Source organism: Croceibacterium aestuarii (genome assembly GCF_030657335.1).
GTDB classification, from domain to species: domain Bacteria; phylum Pseudomonadota; class Alphaproteobacteria; order Sphingomonadales; family Sphingomonadaceae; genus Croceibacterium_B; species Croceibacterium_B aestuarii.
This window is the reverse complement of the sequence record NZ_CP131039.1, coordinates 2,496,109-2,514,038: the sequence shown is the minus strand read 5'-3', so window position 1 is coordinate 2,514,038 and position 17,930 is coordinate 2,496,109. Positions and strand designations below refer to the sequence as shown.

Sequence of the window (17,930 nt, the reverse complement as noted above, 5' to 3'; positions counted from 1 at the left end):
TGTCGGCGGCGCACGACGTACACACGGTCGCCGTGCGCCGGAGCCTGCCGACGACATCGCAGCGCTTGTCAGGCGCGTGTGGCGATCTCCACCACGGCCAGTTCCGCGGGGGGAAGACCGCCGTTTTTGGCCTGCTCCTCGAGTTCCTGTTTGCGAGCCATCAGCTTGTCGCGCATCTCGACCATGTCGATGCCGGTGTCGCGGGCCTGGGCGAAGAAGCCTTCGGCGGGCTTCTCCTCTTCCTTCACGTGGTGATCGATTTCTTCGCTCAGCACGGTGACCTTGGCTTCGAAATATTCGCCCTCGCCACCGCTCGCGACGATATCGTTGATCAGCACCTTCGCCCCGTCATGCTCGACGAAGGCCTCGCGGTAGAGATCGTCTTCGATCTTTCCTTCGAAGGCCGGATAGAAGATTTCCTCCTCGATCTTGGCGTGAATCTTCAGCTCGTTGCAAATCTGTTGCGCCAATTCCCACTTGCGGTCCTTGCTGCTCGCGCTCTGGAATTTTTCAAACAGATCCTCGACCTTGCGGTGATCTGCCTTGAGCAGCGCGATTGCGTCGGTAAACTCTTCTTTCGCCATGATAAATGTGTCCTGTCGCTCTCGCCGTCCGAGAATCCCATAAAGCGTCGAACGGCGCGCCGGTTCCACGGATTCCGCAAGGGGTGACGATTGGGAAGCGTGCCGGTATTCGGTGGCGATGCGACCCGACAGGCTCAATCCGCTGTTTGCCGAGACCGACAGCCTCGACGGCGTCGGCCCCAAGCTGAAAAAGCCGCTCGACAAGCTCGGGCTGACGCGGGTGCGCGACTTGCTATACCACTTGCCCGAGCGCTTCGTGACCCGCCGCTCGGTCGCGGATCTCGATCAGGCGGGCGAGGGCGAGCAGATCGTCGTGGCGCTAACACCGATCGAACATCGCGCTCCGCGCTCGGGGCGTGGGCCCTATCGGGTGCTGGCGCAGGATGCGAAGGGCAATATCTGCGCGCTGACCTATTTCGGCCGCGCGAGCTACACTGCGAAGAAGACTCTTCCGGTGGGAGAGACGCGCTGGGTCGCGGGACGTCTCGACCGATATGGCGACATGCTGCAGATCGTGCATCCCGACCACGTTGCCGAGAGCAGCTCGGGGCTCACCGGCAAGCTCGTGGAGCCCGTCTACCGCCTCGCCGAAGGCCTCACGCAGCCGAAGATCGCCGCGCTGGCGGCACAGGCGCTGGCGCGTGCCCCGGAAATGCCCGAGTGGATCGATCCCGGGATGTTCGACAAGCAGGGTTGGCCCGGATGGCGCGACGCGCTGGTTCTAACTCACAAGGATGAGCACGCTCTGGCGCGCGATCGGCTGGCTTATGACGAGCTGCTCGCCAACGCGCTCGCGCTGTTGTTGGTCCGAGCGGACAATCGCCGCCGGAAAGGCCAACCGGTGCGCGGCGATGGACGATTGCGGCGGGAACTGGCGCTGCCGTTCCCGCTCACCGGGGCGCAGAAGCGCTCGATTGCCGAGATAGAGGCGGACCTTGCGCAGGAAGCGCCGATGCTCCGCTTGCTACAGGGCGATGTCGGATCGGGCAAAACCGTCGTCGCGCTCGAGGCCATGCTGATCGCGGTCGAGGCCGGTGCCCAGGCGGCACTTCTCGCGCCGACCGAAATTCTCGCTCGCCAACACTTCGAGACGTTGCGGCGGATGGCCAAGCCAACCGGGGTCGAGATCGCGCTCCTGACCGGCCGCGACAAGGGTCGGGCGCGCGAGAGCATCCTGATGGGGCTGCTCGACGGGTCGATCGATATCGTCGTCGGCACCCATGCGATCTTCCAGGACACGGTGAGCTACCGCAATTTGGCCCTCGTGGTGATCGACGAGCAGCATCGCTTCGGCGTTTCGCAGCGCCTGCAACTCGCGCAGAAGGGCAAGCGCGCCCCGCACACTCTGGCGATGACCGCCACGCCGATCCCGCGCACGCTGACGCTGGCCCAATACGGCGAGATGGACGTGAGCCGGCTCGACGAGATGCCGCCGGGACGGCAAGCGATCGACACCGTGGTGGTTTCGCTGGAGAGGTTGCCAGAGGTTGTCGACCGTCTCGCCACGCAACTGGAAGCAGGGGCGCAGGCCTACTGGGTCTGCCCGATGGTGCGCGAGAACGAGGGCGATGACATCGCCGCCGCGGAGGCGCGCTACGCCGCGCTCAAGGCGCGTTTCGGAGACCAGGTCGTGCTGGTCCACGGCCAGCTCAAGCCCGAACTCAAGGATGCGGCGATGGAGCGTTTCGCCGATGGCGATGCCCGCCTGCTGGTCGCCACCACGGTCATCGAGGTCGGGGTCGACGTGCCTAACGCGACGCTGATGGTGATCGAGCAGGCCGAGCGCTTCGGGCTCGCCCAGTTGCACCAGCTCCGCGGGCGCGTCGGGCGCGGTGAGAAGAAGAGCGTGTGCCTGTTGCTGCGCGGCGATGCGCTGAGCGAGACTGGCAAGCAGCGGCTCGCCCTGATGCGCGAGACGCAGGACGGTTTCCGGCTTGCGGAAGAGGACCTGGAATTGCGGGGCGGCGGCGAACTGCTGGGCACTCGCCAGAGCGGCGAGGAGGGATTCCGCGTCGCCGACCTCGAGCAGACGCAGCGCATGGCGCAAATGGCGCAGGACGATGCGCGCCTGTTGCTCGAACGCGATGGCGGCCTGACCGGCGAGCGCGGTGAGGCGGCGCGGTTGCTGCTTTACCTGTTCGAGCGCGACTGGGGCGTGCAACTGCTCAGGGGTGGATAGGGCGCTGCAGCGTCACTTACCCGGCGCCACGTCGATGACTTTCCCGTCGGTGTCGAGGGTCTGCGTCCAGCCGTTTTCGTCCACTGGATTGCGGTTGTTTTCGGCGCAGGCGTAGTCCCACATGTTGGTGCCGGGCGGATAACGTTCGAAGGTGACGCGGACGGGCCAGGGCCGGGTCAACGCAATCGGGTCCTCTAGCACGAGGTCGAATACCAGCAGCTTGCTTGCAGGATCCTCGTGGACCGTCGTCCTCACCGTCAGCTTGTCGCTCATCACCACGCCGGCGCGGCTGAGAATGACCTTGCCGACGCCGTTGAGGGCCACAGTCTCGAATTTGAGCGTGCCGCCTTCCCAGTGGCCCACGCTATGGCCGGTGTAGGTGTTCCACAGTTCGTCGTCCGGCGGGTGGTCACGCCCGTCGGTATAGATGCGCACGATGTTCGGCCCGTTCTCGGTGAGGATCCACGTTTCCTCGGGCCGCACGATGAACTCGTATCCGTCGGGCGTCGCCAGCACGCGCGGCCAGCCCACCGGCGTGCCGCAGACCGTCACTGGATCGGGGTAGAGCCCCTCGGCGATGCGCTTTTGGTTGGCTTGGTAGATCGCCTCGAACCGGGGCGTGTAGGGCGGATGCCGGCGCGGGTCGTCGGGCGGCGGCGGCGGATCGCCGATCGGGGCGTCGGCGGGGGTCTCGAAGAAGCCGAAGGAACTGGCGTGCCATGCGCCGCTCCAGTCCACCGGCGGCATGTCCTGCGCCTGCGCCGTCCCCGCGAAGCCCACCGCGAGTGCCAAGAATGCCGTTCGCCACATAGAATTTACCTCTCCCTCGGGAACGACAATGTTTTGCATTTTTGCCAAATGCAATATGGCCGATGCGAAAGCGGGAGAGGAAAGGACGCAATATGGCTGTCGGAAAATTGCGATCGGGCGCGGCGCTGGCGCTGCTGTTCATGGCCGTGTCCACCAGCGCGCATCACAGCACGGCGATGTTCGACCAAACCCGAAAGGTCATGTTGTCGGGCACGATCCGCGAGTTCCAGTGGACCAACCCGCATTGCTGGATCCAGATCGAGGCGGCCGCGGCGGACGGGCAGCCGGCGCGCGAATGGTCGATCGAGCTCGGCAGCCCGAACACGATTTCACGGGGCGGCTGGAAGCGCACGACCCTGGTACCGGGGCAGAAGGTCAACATGATCGTCAACCCGATGCGCGACGGCTCGCCCGGCGCGGCGCTGGTCAGTGTGACGACCTCGGAAGGAAAGGTGCTCGGACCGCAAGGCCGACCGGTACCTGCAGCGGACGCCGCGCCGCGCCCCTAGGTTTCGCACCTTGTATGCGGGCCGCGCAGACCCCAAGATTACCTGCGACCGTAAACCGACCGAAACGAGAAACCCATGACCGCTTCTTCGCCTGCTTCCGACCATGTCATCAAGGAAATGAACCGCATTTTCGCGCTTCAACACAACAACCAGTGGGACGTAAAGGCGAGCAGCGCCGCCACTCGCAAGGCCAAGCTGCAGAAGCTCAAGGATGCGGTCGAGGCGCACGCCGACGACATCGTCGCCGCGGTGCAGAAGGATACCCGCAAGCCCGAAGGCGAAATCCGCGTCACCGAGGTGATGAACATCGTCAATAACATCCAGCTCAACATCGACAGCGTCGAAGAGTGGATGAAGCCGACCGAGGTCACGCCGTCGAACAACCCCGACGACAAGGCGATGATCGTGCCCGAAGCGCGCGGGGTGTGTCTGATTCTCGGTCCGTGGAACTTCCCGCTCGGCCTGACCTTCGGCCCGCTCGCGGCCGCCGTCGCCGCTGGCAACTGCTGCATGGTCAAGCTGACCGACCTCTGCCCCGCCACCGCGCACATTGCCAAGGTCATCGTCGAGGAAGTGTTCCAGGAAAGCGAGACGGCGGTTTTCGAAGGCGACGTCAGTGTGGCCGAGGAACTGCTCAAGCTGCCCTTCAGCCATATCTTTTTCACCGGCAGCACGCGGGTCGGCAAGATCGTCATGGCCGCCGCGGCCAAGAACCTCGCCAGCGTCACGCTCGAGCTGGGTGGCAAGTCGCCGGTGATCATCGACGAGGGCGCCAATGTCGAGGCGATCGGCGCGGCGCTTGCCGGGGCCAAACAGTTCAACGGCGGCCAGGCCTGCATCAGTCCCGACTACGTCTTCGTGCGCGAGGACGAACAGGCGAGGCTGGTCCAGGCGTTCAAGTCCAACGTCGAGAAGAACCTCTACGAAGACGGCAAGATCAAGAAGGAAGCGATCGCCCAGATCGTCAACAAGGCGAATTTCGACCGGGTCAAAGGCCTGTTCGACGATGCGGTCGAGAAGGGCGCGACGGTAGCTGTCGGGGGCACGCTGGAAGAAGAGGATCTCACCATCCACCCGACCATGCTGACCGGCGTCACTCCGCAGATGAAGATCCTGCAGGAGGAAATCTTCGCGCCGATCATCCCGGTGATGACTTACGACGACATCGACCAGGCGATCGGTTACATCGAAGCGCGCGACAAACCACTGGCGCTCTACGTCTTCAGCCCCGACGACGAGAACATCGACAAGGTGCTCAGGCGCACGTCTTCGGGCGGCGTCACGGTCAACGGCGTGTTCTCGCATTATCTCGAAAATCGCCTGCCGTTCGGCGGGGTCAACGCCAGCGGGATCGGCAGCTATCACGGCTATTTCGGTTTCAAGGCGTTCAGCCACGAGCGCGCAGTCTACATGCACCAGTAGGTTCCGCGGCGCGGCCGGAACAACGAAGAGGCCGGCCCGTTCAGTGGCCGGCCTTTTTCATTGCAGGGCAATGTTCCGCCCCCTAGACGCACCCCACCAGATAAGCCGAAGAGGCCTGCCGCTTGATCCTTTCCCCCTTCGAATGGACTATCGCCAAGCGCTATATGCTGCCGGGTCGCGGCGAGGCGTTCATTGCTCTGGTGGCCGGAATTTCGCTGGCCGCGGTAATGCTCGGCGTGGCCTCGCTGGTCATCGTCATGAGCGTGATGAACGGTTTTCGCGCCGAGCTGCTCGACAAGATCGTCGGCCTCAACGGCCATGCCATCATCCAAGGCTACGACAACCGTCTCGACGGCTGGCAGGAGATTCTCGAAGAGGCGCGCGCAACGCCCGGCGTGGTCCGCGCCAGTCCGCTGATCGAGGTTCCGCTGCTGGCCACCTTCAACGGACGAGCCGAAGCGGTGATCGTGCGCGGCAACACCCAGGCGGATATCGACCGGATCGCACCCAACGTGCTGCAAGGCGACCTCGGGTCGCTAAAGCCTGGCGAGCAGAACGTCGCTATCGGTTCGCGGCTCGCTCAGAACCTCGGCCTGCGCCTCGGCGACACGCTGACCGTGATCAATCCGCAGGGCCGGGCGACGCCTTTCGGCACGGTGCCGCGGCAAGTCGGCTATACCGTCACCGCCATCTTCGAGATCGGCGTCTACGATTACGACAAGGCCTTCGTGGTCATGCCGATCCCCAATGCGCAGACGCTGATGCTGTGGGGCGATTCGATCCAGATGATCGAGGTCAAGACCGACGATCCCGATACCGTGCGGCAGACGCTTGCCCCCCTGGCCAAGAAGGTCGCGGGCCAGGCCGTCATCAACGACTGGAAGTCGATCAATTCGAGCCTGTTCGAGGCGCTCGAGATCGAGCGGACGGCGATGTTCTTCGTACTTTCGATCATCGTGCTGGTGGCGGTGTTCAACATTCTTTCCAGCCTGATCATGCTGGTTCGCTCGAAGATGCGCGATATCGCCATCATGCGCACGATGGGGGCGACGCGTAAGTCGCTGCTGAAGATATTCATCACGGTCGGTTTCACGATCGGCGCGGTCGGCACAGGCGCGGGCCTCGTGCTGGGCGCTGTGGTGTTGATCTTCCGCCAGTCGATTTTGCGCGGGATCGAAATCCTCACCGGGGTCAACTTGTGGGATCCCTCGATCCGCTTCCTCTCGACGCTTCCGGCCAAGACCGATCCCAAGGAAGTGGCGGCCATCGTCCTGCTGGCGCTGGTGCTCAGCTTCCTCGCCACGATCTACCCGGCGCGCAAGGCGGCGAGCACCGATCCGGTGCAGGTGCTACGCTATGAATAGTCCCGTCGTTCGCCTCTCCAACCTGACCCGCAGTTTCGAGCAGGGCGGGGCGAAGATCGAAGTCTTGCGCGGGGTCGATCTCGACATCGCCGCGGGCGAAATCGTCGCGCTGCTGGGGCCCTCCGGATCGGGCAAGTCGACCATGCTGCAGGCTGTCGGGCTGCTCGAGGGCGGGTTTGGCGGCACCATCGAGATTGCCGGGACCGACGCGAGCACGCTTTCGAGCAACGAACGTACGACGCTGCGGCGCAACCACCTCGGTTTCGTCTATCAGTTTCACCACCTGCTGCAGGACTTCAACGCCACCGAGAATGTCGTCCTGCCGCTTCTCGTTGCGGGCTGCAGCCGCGAGGAAGCGGTGGTGCGGGCGGAGGAGCTGCTCCGCGCGCTCGGTCTCGGCGAGCGGCTCACGCACCGGCCGAGCCAGCTGTCGGGCGGGGAGCAGCAGCGGGTCGCCGTCGCCCGTGCGCTGGCCAACAAGCCCAAGCTCGTGCTGGCCGACGAGCCGACCGGAAACCTCGACGAGCTCACCGCCGACAAAGTCCTCGAGCAGTTCATCGGCTTGGTTCGGGGCACGGGCAGCGCCGCCCTGGTCGCGACCCACAACGAACGGCTGGCACTCAAGATGGACCGCATCGTCCGCCTTCACGAAGGCTTGCTCGAATAAGTCGAGCGCCACTGCGCCGGGCATAATCGCGCCCTTCGCCCTTAACGAATCCGCCGCGGCGCCCTAGCTTTGCGTCATGGCCTATTCCCCCTTCGTCCCGCTGCGCGTGCTGTCGAGCTACTCGATGCTCGAGGGGGCGATCGATCCCAAGGGGATCGCGCGCCTGGCCAAGTCGCGCGGGTTCCCGGCCATTGCGATCGCCGACCGCAACGGGCTCTACGGCGCGCCCTATTTCGCCGGTGCGGCCATTGGCGAAGGCGTGCAGCCGATCGTCGGCGCGCTTCTCGGCGTGGCGCGCGGCGAGGAGCTGACGATCGACTACCTGCCGCTTTACGTGCAGGACGAGGAAGGGTGGAACAATCTCTGCCATCTCGTCAGCCGGGCCCACCTCGCTCGGCCGCTCGAACTCGAGCCGCACGTCGCGCTTGAGGATCTCGAGGGCCATACCGGCGGACTCATCGCTCTGACCGGGGCCGCCGAAGGCGCGCTGACGCGGTTGCTCGCCGACGGCAAGGACGATGCCGCACGAGCCATGGCACAGCGGCTCGTCGCGCTGTTCCCCGGGCGGCTCTACGTCGAACTGGCGCGGCGCGGGAACGCGACCGAAGCTGCGGCCGAGGAGAAGCTCGTCGAGCTGGCCTATGCGATGGACCTGCCGCTGGTCGCCACCAATCCTTCGAACTTCGGCGAGCCGCACATGCACGCCGCGCACGACGCCATGCTTTGCATTGCCAATTCCACTCATCTCGACAGTGCCGAGCGGCCCCGCTCGAACCCCGAGGCGTGGGTGAAGTCGGCCGAAATGATGGCCGAGATATTCCAGGATCTGCCCGAGGCCGTTCAGAACACGCTGGTCGTCGCCAAGCGCTGCGCCTTTGCGCCCCCCAAGCGCAAACCGATCCTGCCGAGTCTGGCCGGGGACCTCGAAGGCGAAGCGCGAATGCTGGCCGAGGATGCCCGCAAGGGTCTCGCCGCGCGGCTCGAGAAGTACGGCGAGCTGTCGGATGAAGAGCTAAAGGTCTACACCGACCGGCTCGAGTTCGAGATCAACGTCATTACCGGGATGGGCTTTCCCGGCTACTTCCTGATCGTCGCCGACTTCATCAAGTGGGCCAAGGCGCAGGGCATACCGGTCGGGCCGGGCCGCGGCTCGGGCGCGGGCTCGCTGGTCGCCTGGTCGCTAACCATTACCGACCTCGATCCGATCCGCCTCGGGTTGCTGTTCGAGCGCTTTCTCAATCCCGAGCGCGTTTCGATGCCCGACTTCGACATCGACTTCTGCGAAACCCGCCGGGGCGAGGTGATACGCTACGTCCAGGCCAAATACGGCGACGATCACGTCGCGCAGATCATCACCTTCGGAAAACTGAAGGCCCGCGCCGTGCTGCGCGACACCGGGCGTATCCTGCAGATGAGCTACGGCCACGTCGATCGCCTCTGCAAGATGGTGCCCAACCACCCGACCGACCCGTGGACCTTGCCGCGCACGCTCAACGGGGTCGGGGAATTCAATCGCGAATACGACAACGACGACGAGGTCCACCGCCTGATCGATCTCGCCATGCAGCTCGAAGGCTTCCCGCGCAATTCCTCGACCCATGCCGCCGGCGTGGTGATCGGCGACCGGCCGCTGGCGCAACTGGTCCCGCTTTACCGCGACCCGCGCTCCGACATGCCCGTGACGCAGTTCGATATGAAGACGGTCGAGGACACAGGTCTGGTCAAGTTCGACTTCCTCGGTCTCAAGACACTGTCGGTGCTGAGGAAAGCGGTCGACTTGCTCAGGCGGCGCGGCGTGGCGATCGACCTCGATGCGCTCGCATGGGACGATCCCAAGGTCTACGACCTGCTCAAGCGCGGCGACACGGTTGGCGTGTTCCAGCTCGAATCCGAAGGCATGCGGCGCACGCTGAGCGCGGTGAAGCCGACCAATTTCGGCGACATCATTGCGCTCGTATCGCTCTACCGGCCGGGCCCGATGGACAACATCCCGCTGTTCGGCAAGCGCAAGAACGGCGAGGCGGAGATCGAATATCCGCATCCGAAGCTGGAAGGGATTCTAGCCGAGACTTACGGGATCTTCGTCTACCAGGAACAGGTCATGCAGGCCGCGCAGATCCTCGCCGGATACTCGCTCGGCGACGCCGACCTGCTGCGGCGGGCGATGGGCAAGAAGGTCCAGGCGGAGATGGACGCGCAGCGCCAGCGCTTCGTCGACGGGTGCAATGAGGTCTCCGGGATCGAAGCGCGGAAGGCCAACGAGCTTTTCGACTTGATCGACAAGTTCGCCGGCTACGGTTTCAACAAGTCGCACGCAGCCGCCTATGCGCTGCTCAGCTACCAGACTGCATGGCTCAAGACGCATTATCCCGAAGAATTCTACGCCGCTTCGATGTGCTTCGACATGCACCAGTCGGAGAAGCTGGCGGTGTTCGTCGACGACCTACGCCGCAACGGCAAGGTCTTGCTCGGGCCCGACATCAACCGCAGCGAAGCCGAGTTCACCGTCGAGCAGACCGAGACGGGCTATGCCGTTCGCTATGGCCTGGCGGGCATCAAGAACGTCGGCGAAAAGGCGATGGACGCGGTGGTCGACGAACGCAGCAAGGCCGGGCCGTTCGAAAGCCTCGAAGACGTGTTTCGGCGGATGCCGCCGGGGGCGATGAACCGGCGCCAGCTCGAAGGGCTGGCCAGCGCCGGCGCGTTCGACAGTCTCGAGCCCAACCGCAACATGATCCTTGCCAATGCCGAGCTTCTGGTCGGTGTTGCCGACGCGGCAATGCGCGAGCGCGAGAGCGGCCAGCACGGACTGTTCGGCGGAGAGGACCACGAGGAACCCTCGCTGCGGCTGGCCCCGGCCGAACCGTGGACCAGAGCCGAACAGATGGCCGCGGAGCGGGAGAATTTCGGATTCTACTTCGCCGCCCATCCGGTCGAGCAATTCCGCGCCGTGGCGATCGCCAACGGGGCGCGGACCTTCGCCAGCCTGATGGAAGCGGGAGTGCCCGGCGGCGGACGCATGCCGGCGGTGATGGCGGCGATGGTCGAAGGGGTCAGCAAGGGGCGCACCAGGCGTGGCGGCGAATTCGTTCGCGCCGATTTTTCCGATACCTCAGGCCAGTTCAGCGCGGCCTGCTTCGAAGAATCGCTGGTCGACAGTTTCCAGCGCTGGGCGGCCGAGGGCACATGCATCCTGCTCAATGTCGAGCTCGACGCACCGAGCCCCGACGAACCGCCGCGGGTTACCGTGCGCGGTGCGCGTCCGCTCGCCGAGGCGAGCGCCGATGCCCGCATGCTGCTCACGCTCGACGTGCACACGGCCGAGGCACTGACCGAACTCCGGCTGGCGCTGATCGACGGCGCGGAAGGGCGCGGAGAAGTCCTCGCCCGCCTGCACATCGGCGAGCCCGAAGAGCCGCTGGTGCGCCTGGGGCGCGATTTCGAGCTCGACGGGGAACTGGTCGACCGGCTCGCGCTGATCGCCGGTCTCGACAACGTCGCGCTGATCCCGCGGCGCGGCGCCGCACATCTGCGTCTGGTGGCCTGACCGCTGCAAGCAAGAACCCGTTAACCCCGAGGGTGGAGGATTGCCGCATGGGGGCCCTGTTCAAGTCGATCGTTCTCGGAATCGCGCTGTCGATCATCGTCAGTCTGTTCATCGGGTCGGGAGGCGGGACCGGCGGCATTCTCAACGTCCGCCATTTCGTCATCGAAGGTGTCGGCTTCTATTGGTCGTGGGTGCTGTTCCTGATCGGCGCGGGCCTGACCGCCGGAATTTCTGCGCTGATGCGCTGAGCGGCCATGTCTCCCTGCGTTTCAGGGAATCCGCGTCTCCGGCCCGTAGTCGGCTCCGTGGTAGTCGTAATCGCGCCCGAACTCGAACGGCAGCACATGGGCCGGGACCCACCAGCCGTGGACCTGCATGTGCAGACGGAAAGGCAGCTTCACCCGCGCTACCGGACCGTCGGCGAGGTATTGGGCGTCGGCTATGACCAGTTCGCTGGTCATCTCGGCATAGTCGTTGGCGACGCCGATCAGCCAGCCGTCGCCCTCCGGCGCGTCGGCGCGGCGGGGCACGAACTGCGCTTCGAACAGCTCGTGCGTGGGGCCGGCGCTGAATTTGTCGATGCTGCCGCCCTGGTGGTCGAAGCGGTACCAGGCGTTCCAGTTGCCCCGCATCGGCACCCGCGTGCGCGCGTTGTCGAACGCGAAGGCCGGGTCGTGGAGGAGGTTGAAGCTCCAGCGGAAATCCTGCGTGAGGAAGCGGTCGTCCATACGCGTGAAGCTGGTCGGAGTGACGCCTTGAAAGAGGATTTCCTCCTGCCAGGTGTCTGACGAGGAGGCGAGGTCGAAGGTCCAGCGGCGAATCGTGTTCTTTCTCGCCTCGTGGTCGAAGCTGCCGCCGTCGAGGTTGGGGAACTGCGGGTTGAAGTTGCCGCGCGCCACTGGGGTATCGACGATGACCTTGTCGCCAACGGTTCGGGCGTTGGTGGTGTGGATCAGCATGGCTCGGTCGGGCGGTCCCTTGAACCAGCGCATGTCCTTGGCCTCGCCGTCGCGGGGCATGATACCGACGTAGGCCGGCACGCGCGGATCGTAGGCCCAGTGGTTCTGCCCGGCCTCGAGCCGCTCGCGGCTGGTCACCATGCCCGTGGTCGGCAGGACCACGTGCCTGTCGGTGATCGCCCAGTCGTGCATCATCGAGACGACCGGCGCCTTGACCCAGACCGTGCGCTCAAGCGTGCCGTCGGGGGCTAAGAAATGAATTGCCAGATCGTCGGACAGGTCGCCGCGGGCTTCGTAGCTGAACGCGAGCATCTCCCCGGTAAGCGGATCGATCTTCGGATGCGCGGTGAAGCTTTCCGCCGTCATCCGGCCGTCGAAATCGTATTCCTCGAAAGTCTCCAGCGTGTGCGGGTCCAGCCGCATCGGCGGGCTCGATTCCTTGAGCGCCAGCAGGTTGCCCCCGAACACGATCGGGGTGGTGTTGGCGGTGTTCATCGATAGCCCGGCGGCGGCCGGATCGTTGGTCGAGCGGTTGCGATAGGCGCCGAACAGCGCCCGGCGCGCCTTGCGCTCTGCGACATAGCGCGGTGTGCGCACATAGCGACTGCGGAAATCGCAGCGCCCGCCGCGGATGCGAAACATGTCGATCGCCCCGTCGGCGTTGTAGGGAATGTCGAGCGGATGGCGCGGCGGATAGCGCCGGTCGACCGCCGCGCGGTAGAAGGTGCCGTCGATGCCCTCGGGAATATCGCCTTCGATCTCGCAGTCGTGCAGGTCGGCCTCGAACCGCGTCGGGGCCCAGAAACCGGTGGTGAACGGATCGCCCGAGAAATCGAAGGTCATGTCCTCTCCCTCCTGCCCACCATACCGTTCGTGCTGAGCTTGTCGAAGCACGTTCGCACGGGCGGCCTGCCACTTTGTCCTTCGACAAGCTCAGGAAGAACGGAGGCGGCTAGAGAAGGCGCAATTGCCCGCCCTCCGCGGGGCGGCGGAACTGGCTGTGGTCGAGTTCGAAGCGCGCATTCCGGATCCCGGCGCGCTTGCAGGCGAGGCGGAAGCGGGCGCGAAACAGGTCGGCCCAGACCCCGCTCGGCTTCATCCGCGTGAAGAAGTCGGGGTCGTTGTCTTTCCCGCCGCGTATCGAGCGCACGATGTTCATGACTTTGTCGCCACGCTGGGGGAAATGGACGCTGAGCCATTCGCGGAACAGCGGGGCGACCTCGTGCGGCAGCCGCAGCGGGATCCACCCCGCGCTGCCCACGCCGATCTCGCCGGCGCGGGCGACGATGCCTTCCATGAATTCGTCGGTGATCGCCGGGATGACCGGGGCGACCGAGCAGTGATTGGGAACGCCGGCCTCGGCCAGCCGGGCCAGCGCGGCGAGCCGCTTGGCCGGCGAGGCGGCGCGCGGCTCGAGCTTGCCCGACAGCTTCGGATCGAGTGTGGTGACCGAGATCGCCACCGCCACGAGCCGATGCTTCGCCATCTCGGCGAGCAGGTCGAGATCCTGCAGCACGCGGTCCGACTTGGTGGTGATCGTTACCGGATGCCGGACGTCAAGGCACACCTCGAGCACCTGGCGGGTGATCCGGTAGCGACCTTCGATTGGCTGGTAAGGATCGGTGTTGGTCCCCATGGCAATCCACTTCGGCCGGTAGCGCGGCCGGGCGAACGTCTCGCGCAGCAGCCGCGCGGCATCGAGCTTGGCGAACAGCCTGGTCTCGAAATCGAGCCCGGGGGAAAGGTCGTGATAGGCGTGGGTCGGGCGCGCGAAGCAGTAAACGCACCCGTGCTCGCAGCCGCGATAGGCGTTGATCGAGCGGTCGAAGCCGACGTCGGGTGACTGATTGAAGGTGACGATGGTCCTGGGATGCTCCTCGATCACGGTGGTGCGCAGCTTCGGCGGCTCGCCGTCGAGGGCGGCGACGAAATCCTTCCAGTCGCCGTCGACTTCGCGCTCGGCGAGGCCGAAGCGTTGCGGTACCGATGCCGACTGGGCGCCGCGACCATGTACTGCAGGTTCTTTGCGCTGATCCATAAGAGGAACATAGCAAGAACATAAGAGAGTCGCCACTGTACGAAACGAGCGGGGATCGGAAGGACGGCGAATAAGTGCGGGCCGTCGCTGTACCCGCCAACATCCTGTGCTAGGCCGGCCCATCAGGGCAATCGAGCCGAAACCGGAGGGACGAGCGATGCTGTTGGTAAGCGGAGGAAACGGCAACCTGGCGCGATCTGTTATCGCGAACCTGCTGCGGATGACCGATCCCGGAAATATCCTTGTCACCACGCGCGACCCCCAATCGGACAACGCCCGCCAGCTTGCCGCGCAGGGGGTGACGGTGCGCCATGCCGACTTCGACGCCCCGGAAACGCTCGGGCCGGCGTTCGCGGGGGCCACCCGCGCGCTGCTGATCTCGACATATGCCGACAACTCCGAGCGGCTGCGCCAGAACCTCGCCGGTTTGGAAGCGGTCAAGGCCGCTGGCGTCGAGCACGTGCTCTACACCAGCTTCCTCGGCGCCGGGCCCGATGCGCTGCCCGAACACACGCAGCTCGTCCACTGGCCGACCGAGCAGGCGATCGTCGCCTCGGGCCTGAGTTATACGATCCTGCGCCACGCACTCTATGCCGAGATTATCGTCGGCGACCTCGACGAGACGCTAGCGACCGGGGTGTTGGCCCGCTCGCTCGGCGAGAAGCCCTGCACCTATATCGCGCGCGACGATCTCGGCCTGTCCGCCGCCACCGTTCTCGCCGGAAGCGGGCGGGAGAACCGCGTTCTCAACGAGACGATGGAACGCTCATATACCGGCGACGAGGTGGCCGAGGCGCTTTCGCGCTGCTTCGGCAAGCCGGTCCGCTACGAGCGAATCGCGGCCGAAGACTGGCCCGCCTACATGACCGAGAAGTGGGGCATGCCGCCCTCGCTTTCTGCGAGCACCGTCGGCACCATGCGTGCCATCGAGGCCGGAGAGTTCGACCTGGTGAGCGACGATTATCGCAAGGTCACCGGCCGCAGCCCGCTGTCGCTCGACGAGTTCCTCGAAGGGGTGAAGGCGGCGCGGGGGTGAGGGCTGCTTTGGCACCGCGAGTTTTCCCTCCATTCGTCACCCCGGCCCCCGAGCCGGGGACCCGCTTGTCTTAGTTTGTGGCGACGCTCGAAGAACAGCGGGACCCCGGGTCAAGCCCGGGGTGACGAATTCGGGGTTCGGCTTCGGCGCCTGTCAGCCAGAAAGGCATCTTCGGATTCGGTGTATTCGGGCGGTATGGAATACCGTGCCCTACGTTCATAATACCGGCCGGATTTGATCGACCTTGCCTTGAGAAGTCTCAATTGCCTCCAGGTTATGAAGGCAAAGATGAGCAACGAAATCGCTAGCGAAAACATCAGGCCAGACCTGGAGAGGCCGCCTTGCAGGAAACCCTCCAAAATTGCCTGTACGAAAAACGGCAATCCAATGAGCAGGTATGAGGCGCCGGCGCGTTGAAATCCGTTCGATACGAATTCGCTCTTGCCGTCGGCTTTCAGAATGACTCGAGAGCCTCGAGAGAGGTCGCGATCTATCCATTTCCTGACCGCGCGATAGAGCCTCATCTGTCCTACTTCTCCCGCAACCTTGGCATCAGTTCGACGAAGTTGCACGGCCGGTTGCGGCTGTCGAGCTGTTCGGCGAGAATGCGGTCCCAGCCGTCCTTCACCGCGCCGTTCGAGCCGGGCAGGGCGAAGATGTAGGTGCCGCGTGCGAGCACGGCGAGGGCTCGGCTCTGGACGGTGCTGGTGCCGATGGTCTGGTAGCTGACCCAGCGGAAAAGCTCACCGAAGCCCTCGATCACCTTGTCGGCGACGCGGTTCAGTGCTTCGGGGGTCACGTCGCGCCCGGTCAGGCCGGTCCCGCCGGTCGAGACGATCGCGTCGATCTGCGGGTCGTCGATCCAGCCGCTCAGGCGGCGGACGATGGCGTCGGCGTCGTCCTTCTCGATCGCGCGCACCGCCAGCCGGTGGCCGGCGTCGGTGATCCGCTGGGCGAGGATGTCGCCCGAGGTATCGTCCTCGGGTCCGCGCGTGTCACTCACCGTCAGCAAGGCGATGGAAATCGGCTTGAACTCGCGGGCTTCGTCGATCGCCACGCTATTTCTCCGCCGAGGCGGTCAGGTACACCCGCCCGTCGCCGCCACTCTCGCTCGGGAAAGCGGGCCATGCGTTCTCGGCCAGCGAGACACGGCTGGCGGACTTCGCCCGCGCCTGCCGCTCGTACATCCAGTAGTTGCGCATCACGATGGCGACGTAGCTGCGGGTCTCCCAATAGGGAATGCTTTCCATGTAGAGCAGGGGGTCGCCCTGGTCGTTCACCTCGTTGTTCCAGCGGGTGACGGGGGTCAGCCCTGCGTTGTAGGCCGCCATGACCTGCGGCAGGTACCCGTGGGTCGCCGGTGCATCGCGAAGCATCTCGAGGTTGCGCTGGCCGAAAGCGAGATTGGTGGCGGGATCGAAGATGTCGACCTGGCTCGCGCTCATGCCCAGCCGCGGAGCGTGCTCGCGCACGGTAATGGGCGTGATCTGCATCAGACCCTTGGCCTGCGCCGGGCTGACCGCGTTCGCGCGAAAGTTCGATTCCTGCAGGGTGTGGGCATAGGCCAGCGCCGGATCGACCTGCCAGCCGGTCGCGGGCAGCCACTTGGGCGTCGGCCAGCGGGAGGCGGGATCGGGATCGGCGCCGACCGGTGCATTATAGGCGAAATAGAGCTGGGTCTGCGGCAGGCCGAGATCGCGCGCGAGGCGCGTGAGCGCGCCGAAATTCTTCGGGTTGCCGATCTTGGCCTCGTGGATCAGCACTTCGCTGGCCAGCGCGTCGCGGCCGATTTCCGCGAGCGCGACGGCGGTCCGGACGTTGTCGTTGTCCTTGAGGCTGCGCCAGTCGGCTTGGGTGAAGTCGGCGGTATCGACCCGGTCGGGCAGCGCCCGTCCGAGCTGTTCGCTTGCCAGCATGCCGTAGAGGGTCTCGTCGTCACCCGCAGCGCCGCGCAGGAGTTCGGCGCTGCGCTCCGGCTGACGGCAGCGCAGCGCTGCGCGGCTCGCCCAGTAATAGCCGGCGGCGCGAAGTTCGGCGTTCTGCGCGCCGTGAGCCGAACGCTCGAAATAATTGCCGGCCAGGCCGCAGTCGCCGAGCCGCCAGGCGGCGAGCGCGGCGGCCCAGTCCCCCTCGGCGACCCACGGACCGCTGCCCGCTGCCACCGTCTGCGCCATGGCCAGCGCCTCGGCATCCCGGTTCTCGATATAGTAGCTCCACGCGACACGCTGGCGCCATTCGGCGCGCGCCTCGGGGCTCAGCGTCGCATCGACTCCGTCGAGCAGCTGGCGGGCGCCGTCGGGATCGTCGTTGACGATGCTCTTGAGGATTTGCTCGCGGATGGCCTCGGGCATGGAGCCGTCGTCGATCGTGCGGGGACGGACGCGGCGCGGCAGGGCGGCGCGCGGATAGAAATCGGCCTCTTCCGCCACATCGGGCATCGTGGCGGCGCCGCGGGTGACGGCGAGCCGCGCGAGCTGCGCTGCCTCGGGCAGGCGGCGCCCTTTGGCCATCCAGGCTTCGATCTGCGGCAACTCGACCCGGGGCGACCCGGCGGCGAGATAGAGCTCGGCCTGGGCGACCGCGTGGAGCGGTCCGTCGCGCTGGGCAAGCATGGCCGCGGCCGTGTTCCAGTCGCCCCTGTCGATGGCGCCGAAGACCTGGCGGTAATAGTCGCGCGTGTCGCGGTCCAGCTGCTGCGGCGCGCCGTTCCCGGTGGCATGGGCGGTGAAATATTCGCGGGTCGTCTCGGCTGCGGCCGGGAAAGCTGCCGTTGCCACAAGCACGGCCGCCGTGGCCGATGCGAAGAACTTCACGC

The 17,930-nt window shown here is 65.5% G+C and carries 14 protein-coding genes; 8 read left to right on the top strand and 6 right to left on the bottom strand.

Annotated features, from left to right (window positions below; all coding sequences use genetic code 11):
* Positions 1–68: 68 nt before the first annotated feature.
* Positions 69–584 carry a hemerythrin domain-containing protein gene (locus Q7I88_RS12415; protein WP_305096233.1) on the bottom strand — a complete coding sequence of 172 codons (516 nt, stop codon included), beginning with the start codon at positions 582–584 and terminating at the stop codon, positions 69–71.
* Positions 585–702: 118 nt separating this feature from the next.
* On the opposite strand from Q7I88_RS12415, the gene recG reads away from it, so the two are divergent.
* Positions 703–2,763 (top strand): ATP-dependent DNA helicase RecG, encoded by a 2,061-nt coding sequence (gene recG, locus Q7I88_RS12410; protein WP_305096232.1) that lies wholly within the window; start codon positions 703–705, stop codon positions 2,761–2,763.
* Positions 2,764–2,775: 12 nt separating this feature from the next.
* Here the strand turns inward: recG and Q7I88_RS12405 are convergent, their stop codons facing one another.
* The gene (locus tag Q7I88_RS12405; RefSeq protein ID WP_305096231.1) at positions 2,776–3,573 is read right to left on the bottom strand and encodes a hypothetical protein; all 798 of its coding nucleotides are present in this window, start codon (positions 3,571–3,573) and stop codon (positions 2,776–2,778) included.
* 92 nt (positions 3,574–3,665) lie between these two features.
* Between Q7I88_RS12405 and Q7I88_RS12400 the strand changes: the two genes are divergently transcribed.
* The 6 genes from Q7I88_RS12400 to Q7I88_RS12375 all read left to right on the top strand — a co-directional run bounded on the left by Q7I88_RS12400 (position 3,666) and on the right by Q7I88_RS12375 (position 11,330).
* Positions 3,666–4,082 carry a DUF6152 family protein gene (locus Q7I88_RS12400; RefSeq protein ID WP_305096230.1) on the top strand — a complete coding sequence of 139 codons (417 nt, stop codon included), beginning with the start codon at positions 3,666–3,668 and terminating at the stop codon, positions 4,080–4,082.
* Positions 4,083–4,157: 75 nt separating this feature from the next.
* Positions 4,158–5,504, top strand: a complete 1,347-nt coding sequence (locus Q7I88_RS12395; protein ID WP_305096229.1) for an aldehyde dehydrogenase family protein — start codon at positions 4,158–4,160, stop codon at positions 5,502–5,504.
* A gap of 122 nt (positions 5,505–5,626) precedes the next feature.
* A complete protein-coding gene (locus Q7I88_RS12390; RefSeq protein ID WP_305096228.1) occupies positions 5,627–6,868 on the top strand; it encodes a lipoprotein-releasing ABC transporter permease subunit in 1,242 nt (413 codons plus the stop codon).
* The gene (locus Q7I88_RS12385) at positions 6,861–7,535 is read left to right on the top strand and encodes an ABC transporter ATP-binding protein (RefSeq protein ID WP_305096227.1); all 675 of its coding nucleotides are present in this window, start codon (positions 6,861–6,863) and stop codon (positions 7,533–7,535) included. The genes Q7I88_RS12390 and Q7I88_RS12385 overlap by 8 nt, the downstream gene beginning before the upstream one ends.
* Positions 7,536–7,611: 76 nt before the next feature.
* Positions 7,612–11,082: a DNA polymerase III subunit alpha gene (gene dnaE / locus Q7I88_RS12380; RefSeq protein ID WP_305096226.1), complete on the top strand. Its 3,471-nt coding sequence runs from the start codon at positions 7,612–7,614 to the stop codon at positions 11,080–11,082.
* A gap of 47 nt (positions 11,083–11,129) precedes the next feature.
* Positions 11,130–11,330, top strand: a complete 201-nt coding sequence (locus Q7I88_RS12375; protein ID WP_305096225.1) for a hypothetical protein — start codon at positions 11,130–11,132, stop codon at positions 11,328–11,330.
* Between the two features lie 21 nt (positions 11,331–11,351).
* On the opposite strand, the gene Q7I88_RS12370 is transcribed toward Q7I88_RS12375, so the two are convergent.
* Complete coding sequence (locus tag Q7I88_RS12370) at positions 11,352–12,884, bottom strand: carotenoid oxygenase family protein (RefSeq protein ID WP_305096224.1); 1,533 nt, start codon at positions 12,882–12,884, stop codon at positions 11,352–11,354.
* 109 nt (positions 12,885–12,993) lie between these two features.
* Entirely contained in the window at positions 12,994–14,079 is a 1,086-nt protein-coding gene (locus Q7I88_RS12365; protein WP_305096223.1) for a PA0069 family radical SAM protein, read from the bottom strand.
* Positions 14,080–14,236: 157 nt separating this feature from the next.
* Here Q7I88_RS12365 and Q7I88_RS12360 point away from each other — a divergent pair, with 157 nt between their 5' ends.
* Positions 14,237–15,115 carry an NmrA family NAD(P)-binding protein gene (locus tag Q7I88_RS12360; protein ID WP_439648341.1) on the top strand — a complete coding sequence of 293 codons (879 nt, stop codon included), beginning with the start codon at positions 14,237–14,239 and terminating at the stop codon, positions 15,113–15,115.
* A gap of 529 nt (positions 15,116–15,644) precedes the next feature.
* On the opposite strand, the gene moaB is transcribed toward Q7I88_RS12360, so the two are convergent.
* Together moaB and Q7I88_RS12350 are read right to left on the bottom strand one after the other, a co-directional pair.
* Positions 15,645–16,172: a molybdenum cofactor biosynthesis protein B gene (gene moaB / locus Q7I88_RS12355; protein WP_305096221.1), complete on the bottom strand. Its 528-nt coding sequence runs from the start codon at positions 16,170–16,172 to the stop codon at positions 15,645–15,647.
* A 1-nt stretch (position 16,173) separates the two neighbouring features.
* A complete protein-coding gene (locus tag Q7I88_RS12350) occupies positions 16,174–17,928 on the bottom strand; it encodes a lytic transglycosylase domain-containing protein (RefSeq protein WP_305096220.1) in 1,755 nt (584 codons plus the stop codon).
* Between the last annotated feature and the right edge of the window lie 2 nt (positions 17,929–17,930).

Bases quoted from the DNA above. Each gene is read 5' to 3' on its own strand.
- Q7I88_RS12385 (WP_305096227.1), top strand. From the start codon at position 6,861: ATGAATAGTCCCGTCGTTCGCCTCTCCAACCTGACCCGCAGTTTCGAG.
- Q7I88_RS12405 (WP_305096231.1), bottom strand. From the start codon at position 3,573: ATGTGGCGAACGGCATTCTTGGCACTCGCGGTGGGCTTCGCGGGGACG.
- Q7I88_RS12415 (WP_305096233.1), bottom strand. From the start codon at position 584: ATGGCGAAAGAAGAGTTTACCGACGCAATCGCGCTGCTCAAGGCAGAT.
- Q7I88_RS12370 (WP_305096224.1), bottom strand. From the start codon at position 12,884: ATGACCTTCGATTTCTCGGGCGATCCGTTCACCACCGGTTTCTGGGCC.
- recG (WP_305096232.1), top strand. From the start codon at position 703: ATGCGACCCGACAGGCTCAATCCGCTGTTTGCCGAGACCGACAGCCTC.
- Q7I88_RS12360 (WP_439648341.1), top strand. From the start codon at position 14,237: ATGCTGTTGGTAAGCGGAGGAAACGGCAACCTGGCGCGATCTGTTATC.
- Q7I88_RS12395 (WP_305096229.1), top strand. From the start codon at position 4,158: ATGACCGCTTCTTCGCCTGCTTCCGACCATGTCATCAAGGAAATGAAC.
- Q7I88_RS12400 (WP_305096230.1), top strand. From the start codon at position 3,666: ATGGCTGTCGGAAAATTGCGATCGGGCGCGGCGCTGGCGCTGCTGTTC.
- Q7I88_RS12375 (WP_305096225.1), top strand. From the start codon at position 11,130: ATGGGGGCCCTGTTCAAGTCGATCGTTCTCGGAATCGCGCTGTCGATC.
- dnaE (WP_305096226.1), top strand. From the start codon at position 7,612: ATGGCCTATTCCCCCTTCGTCCCGCTGCGCGTGCTGTCGAGCTACTCG.
- Q7I88_RS12365 (WP_305096223.1), bottom strand. From the start codon at position 14,079: ATGGATCAGCGCAAAGAACCTGCAGTACATGGTCGCGGCGCCCAGTCG.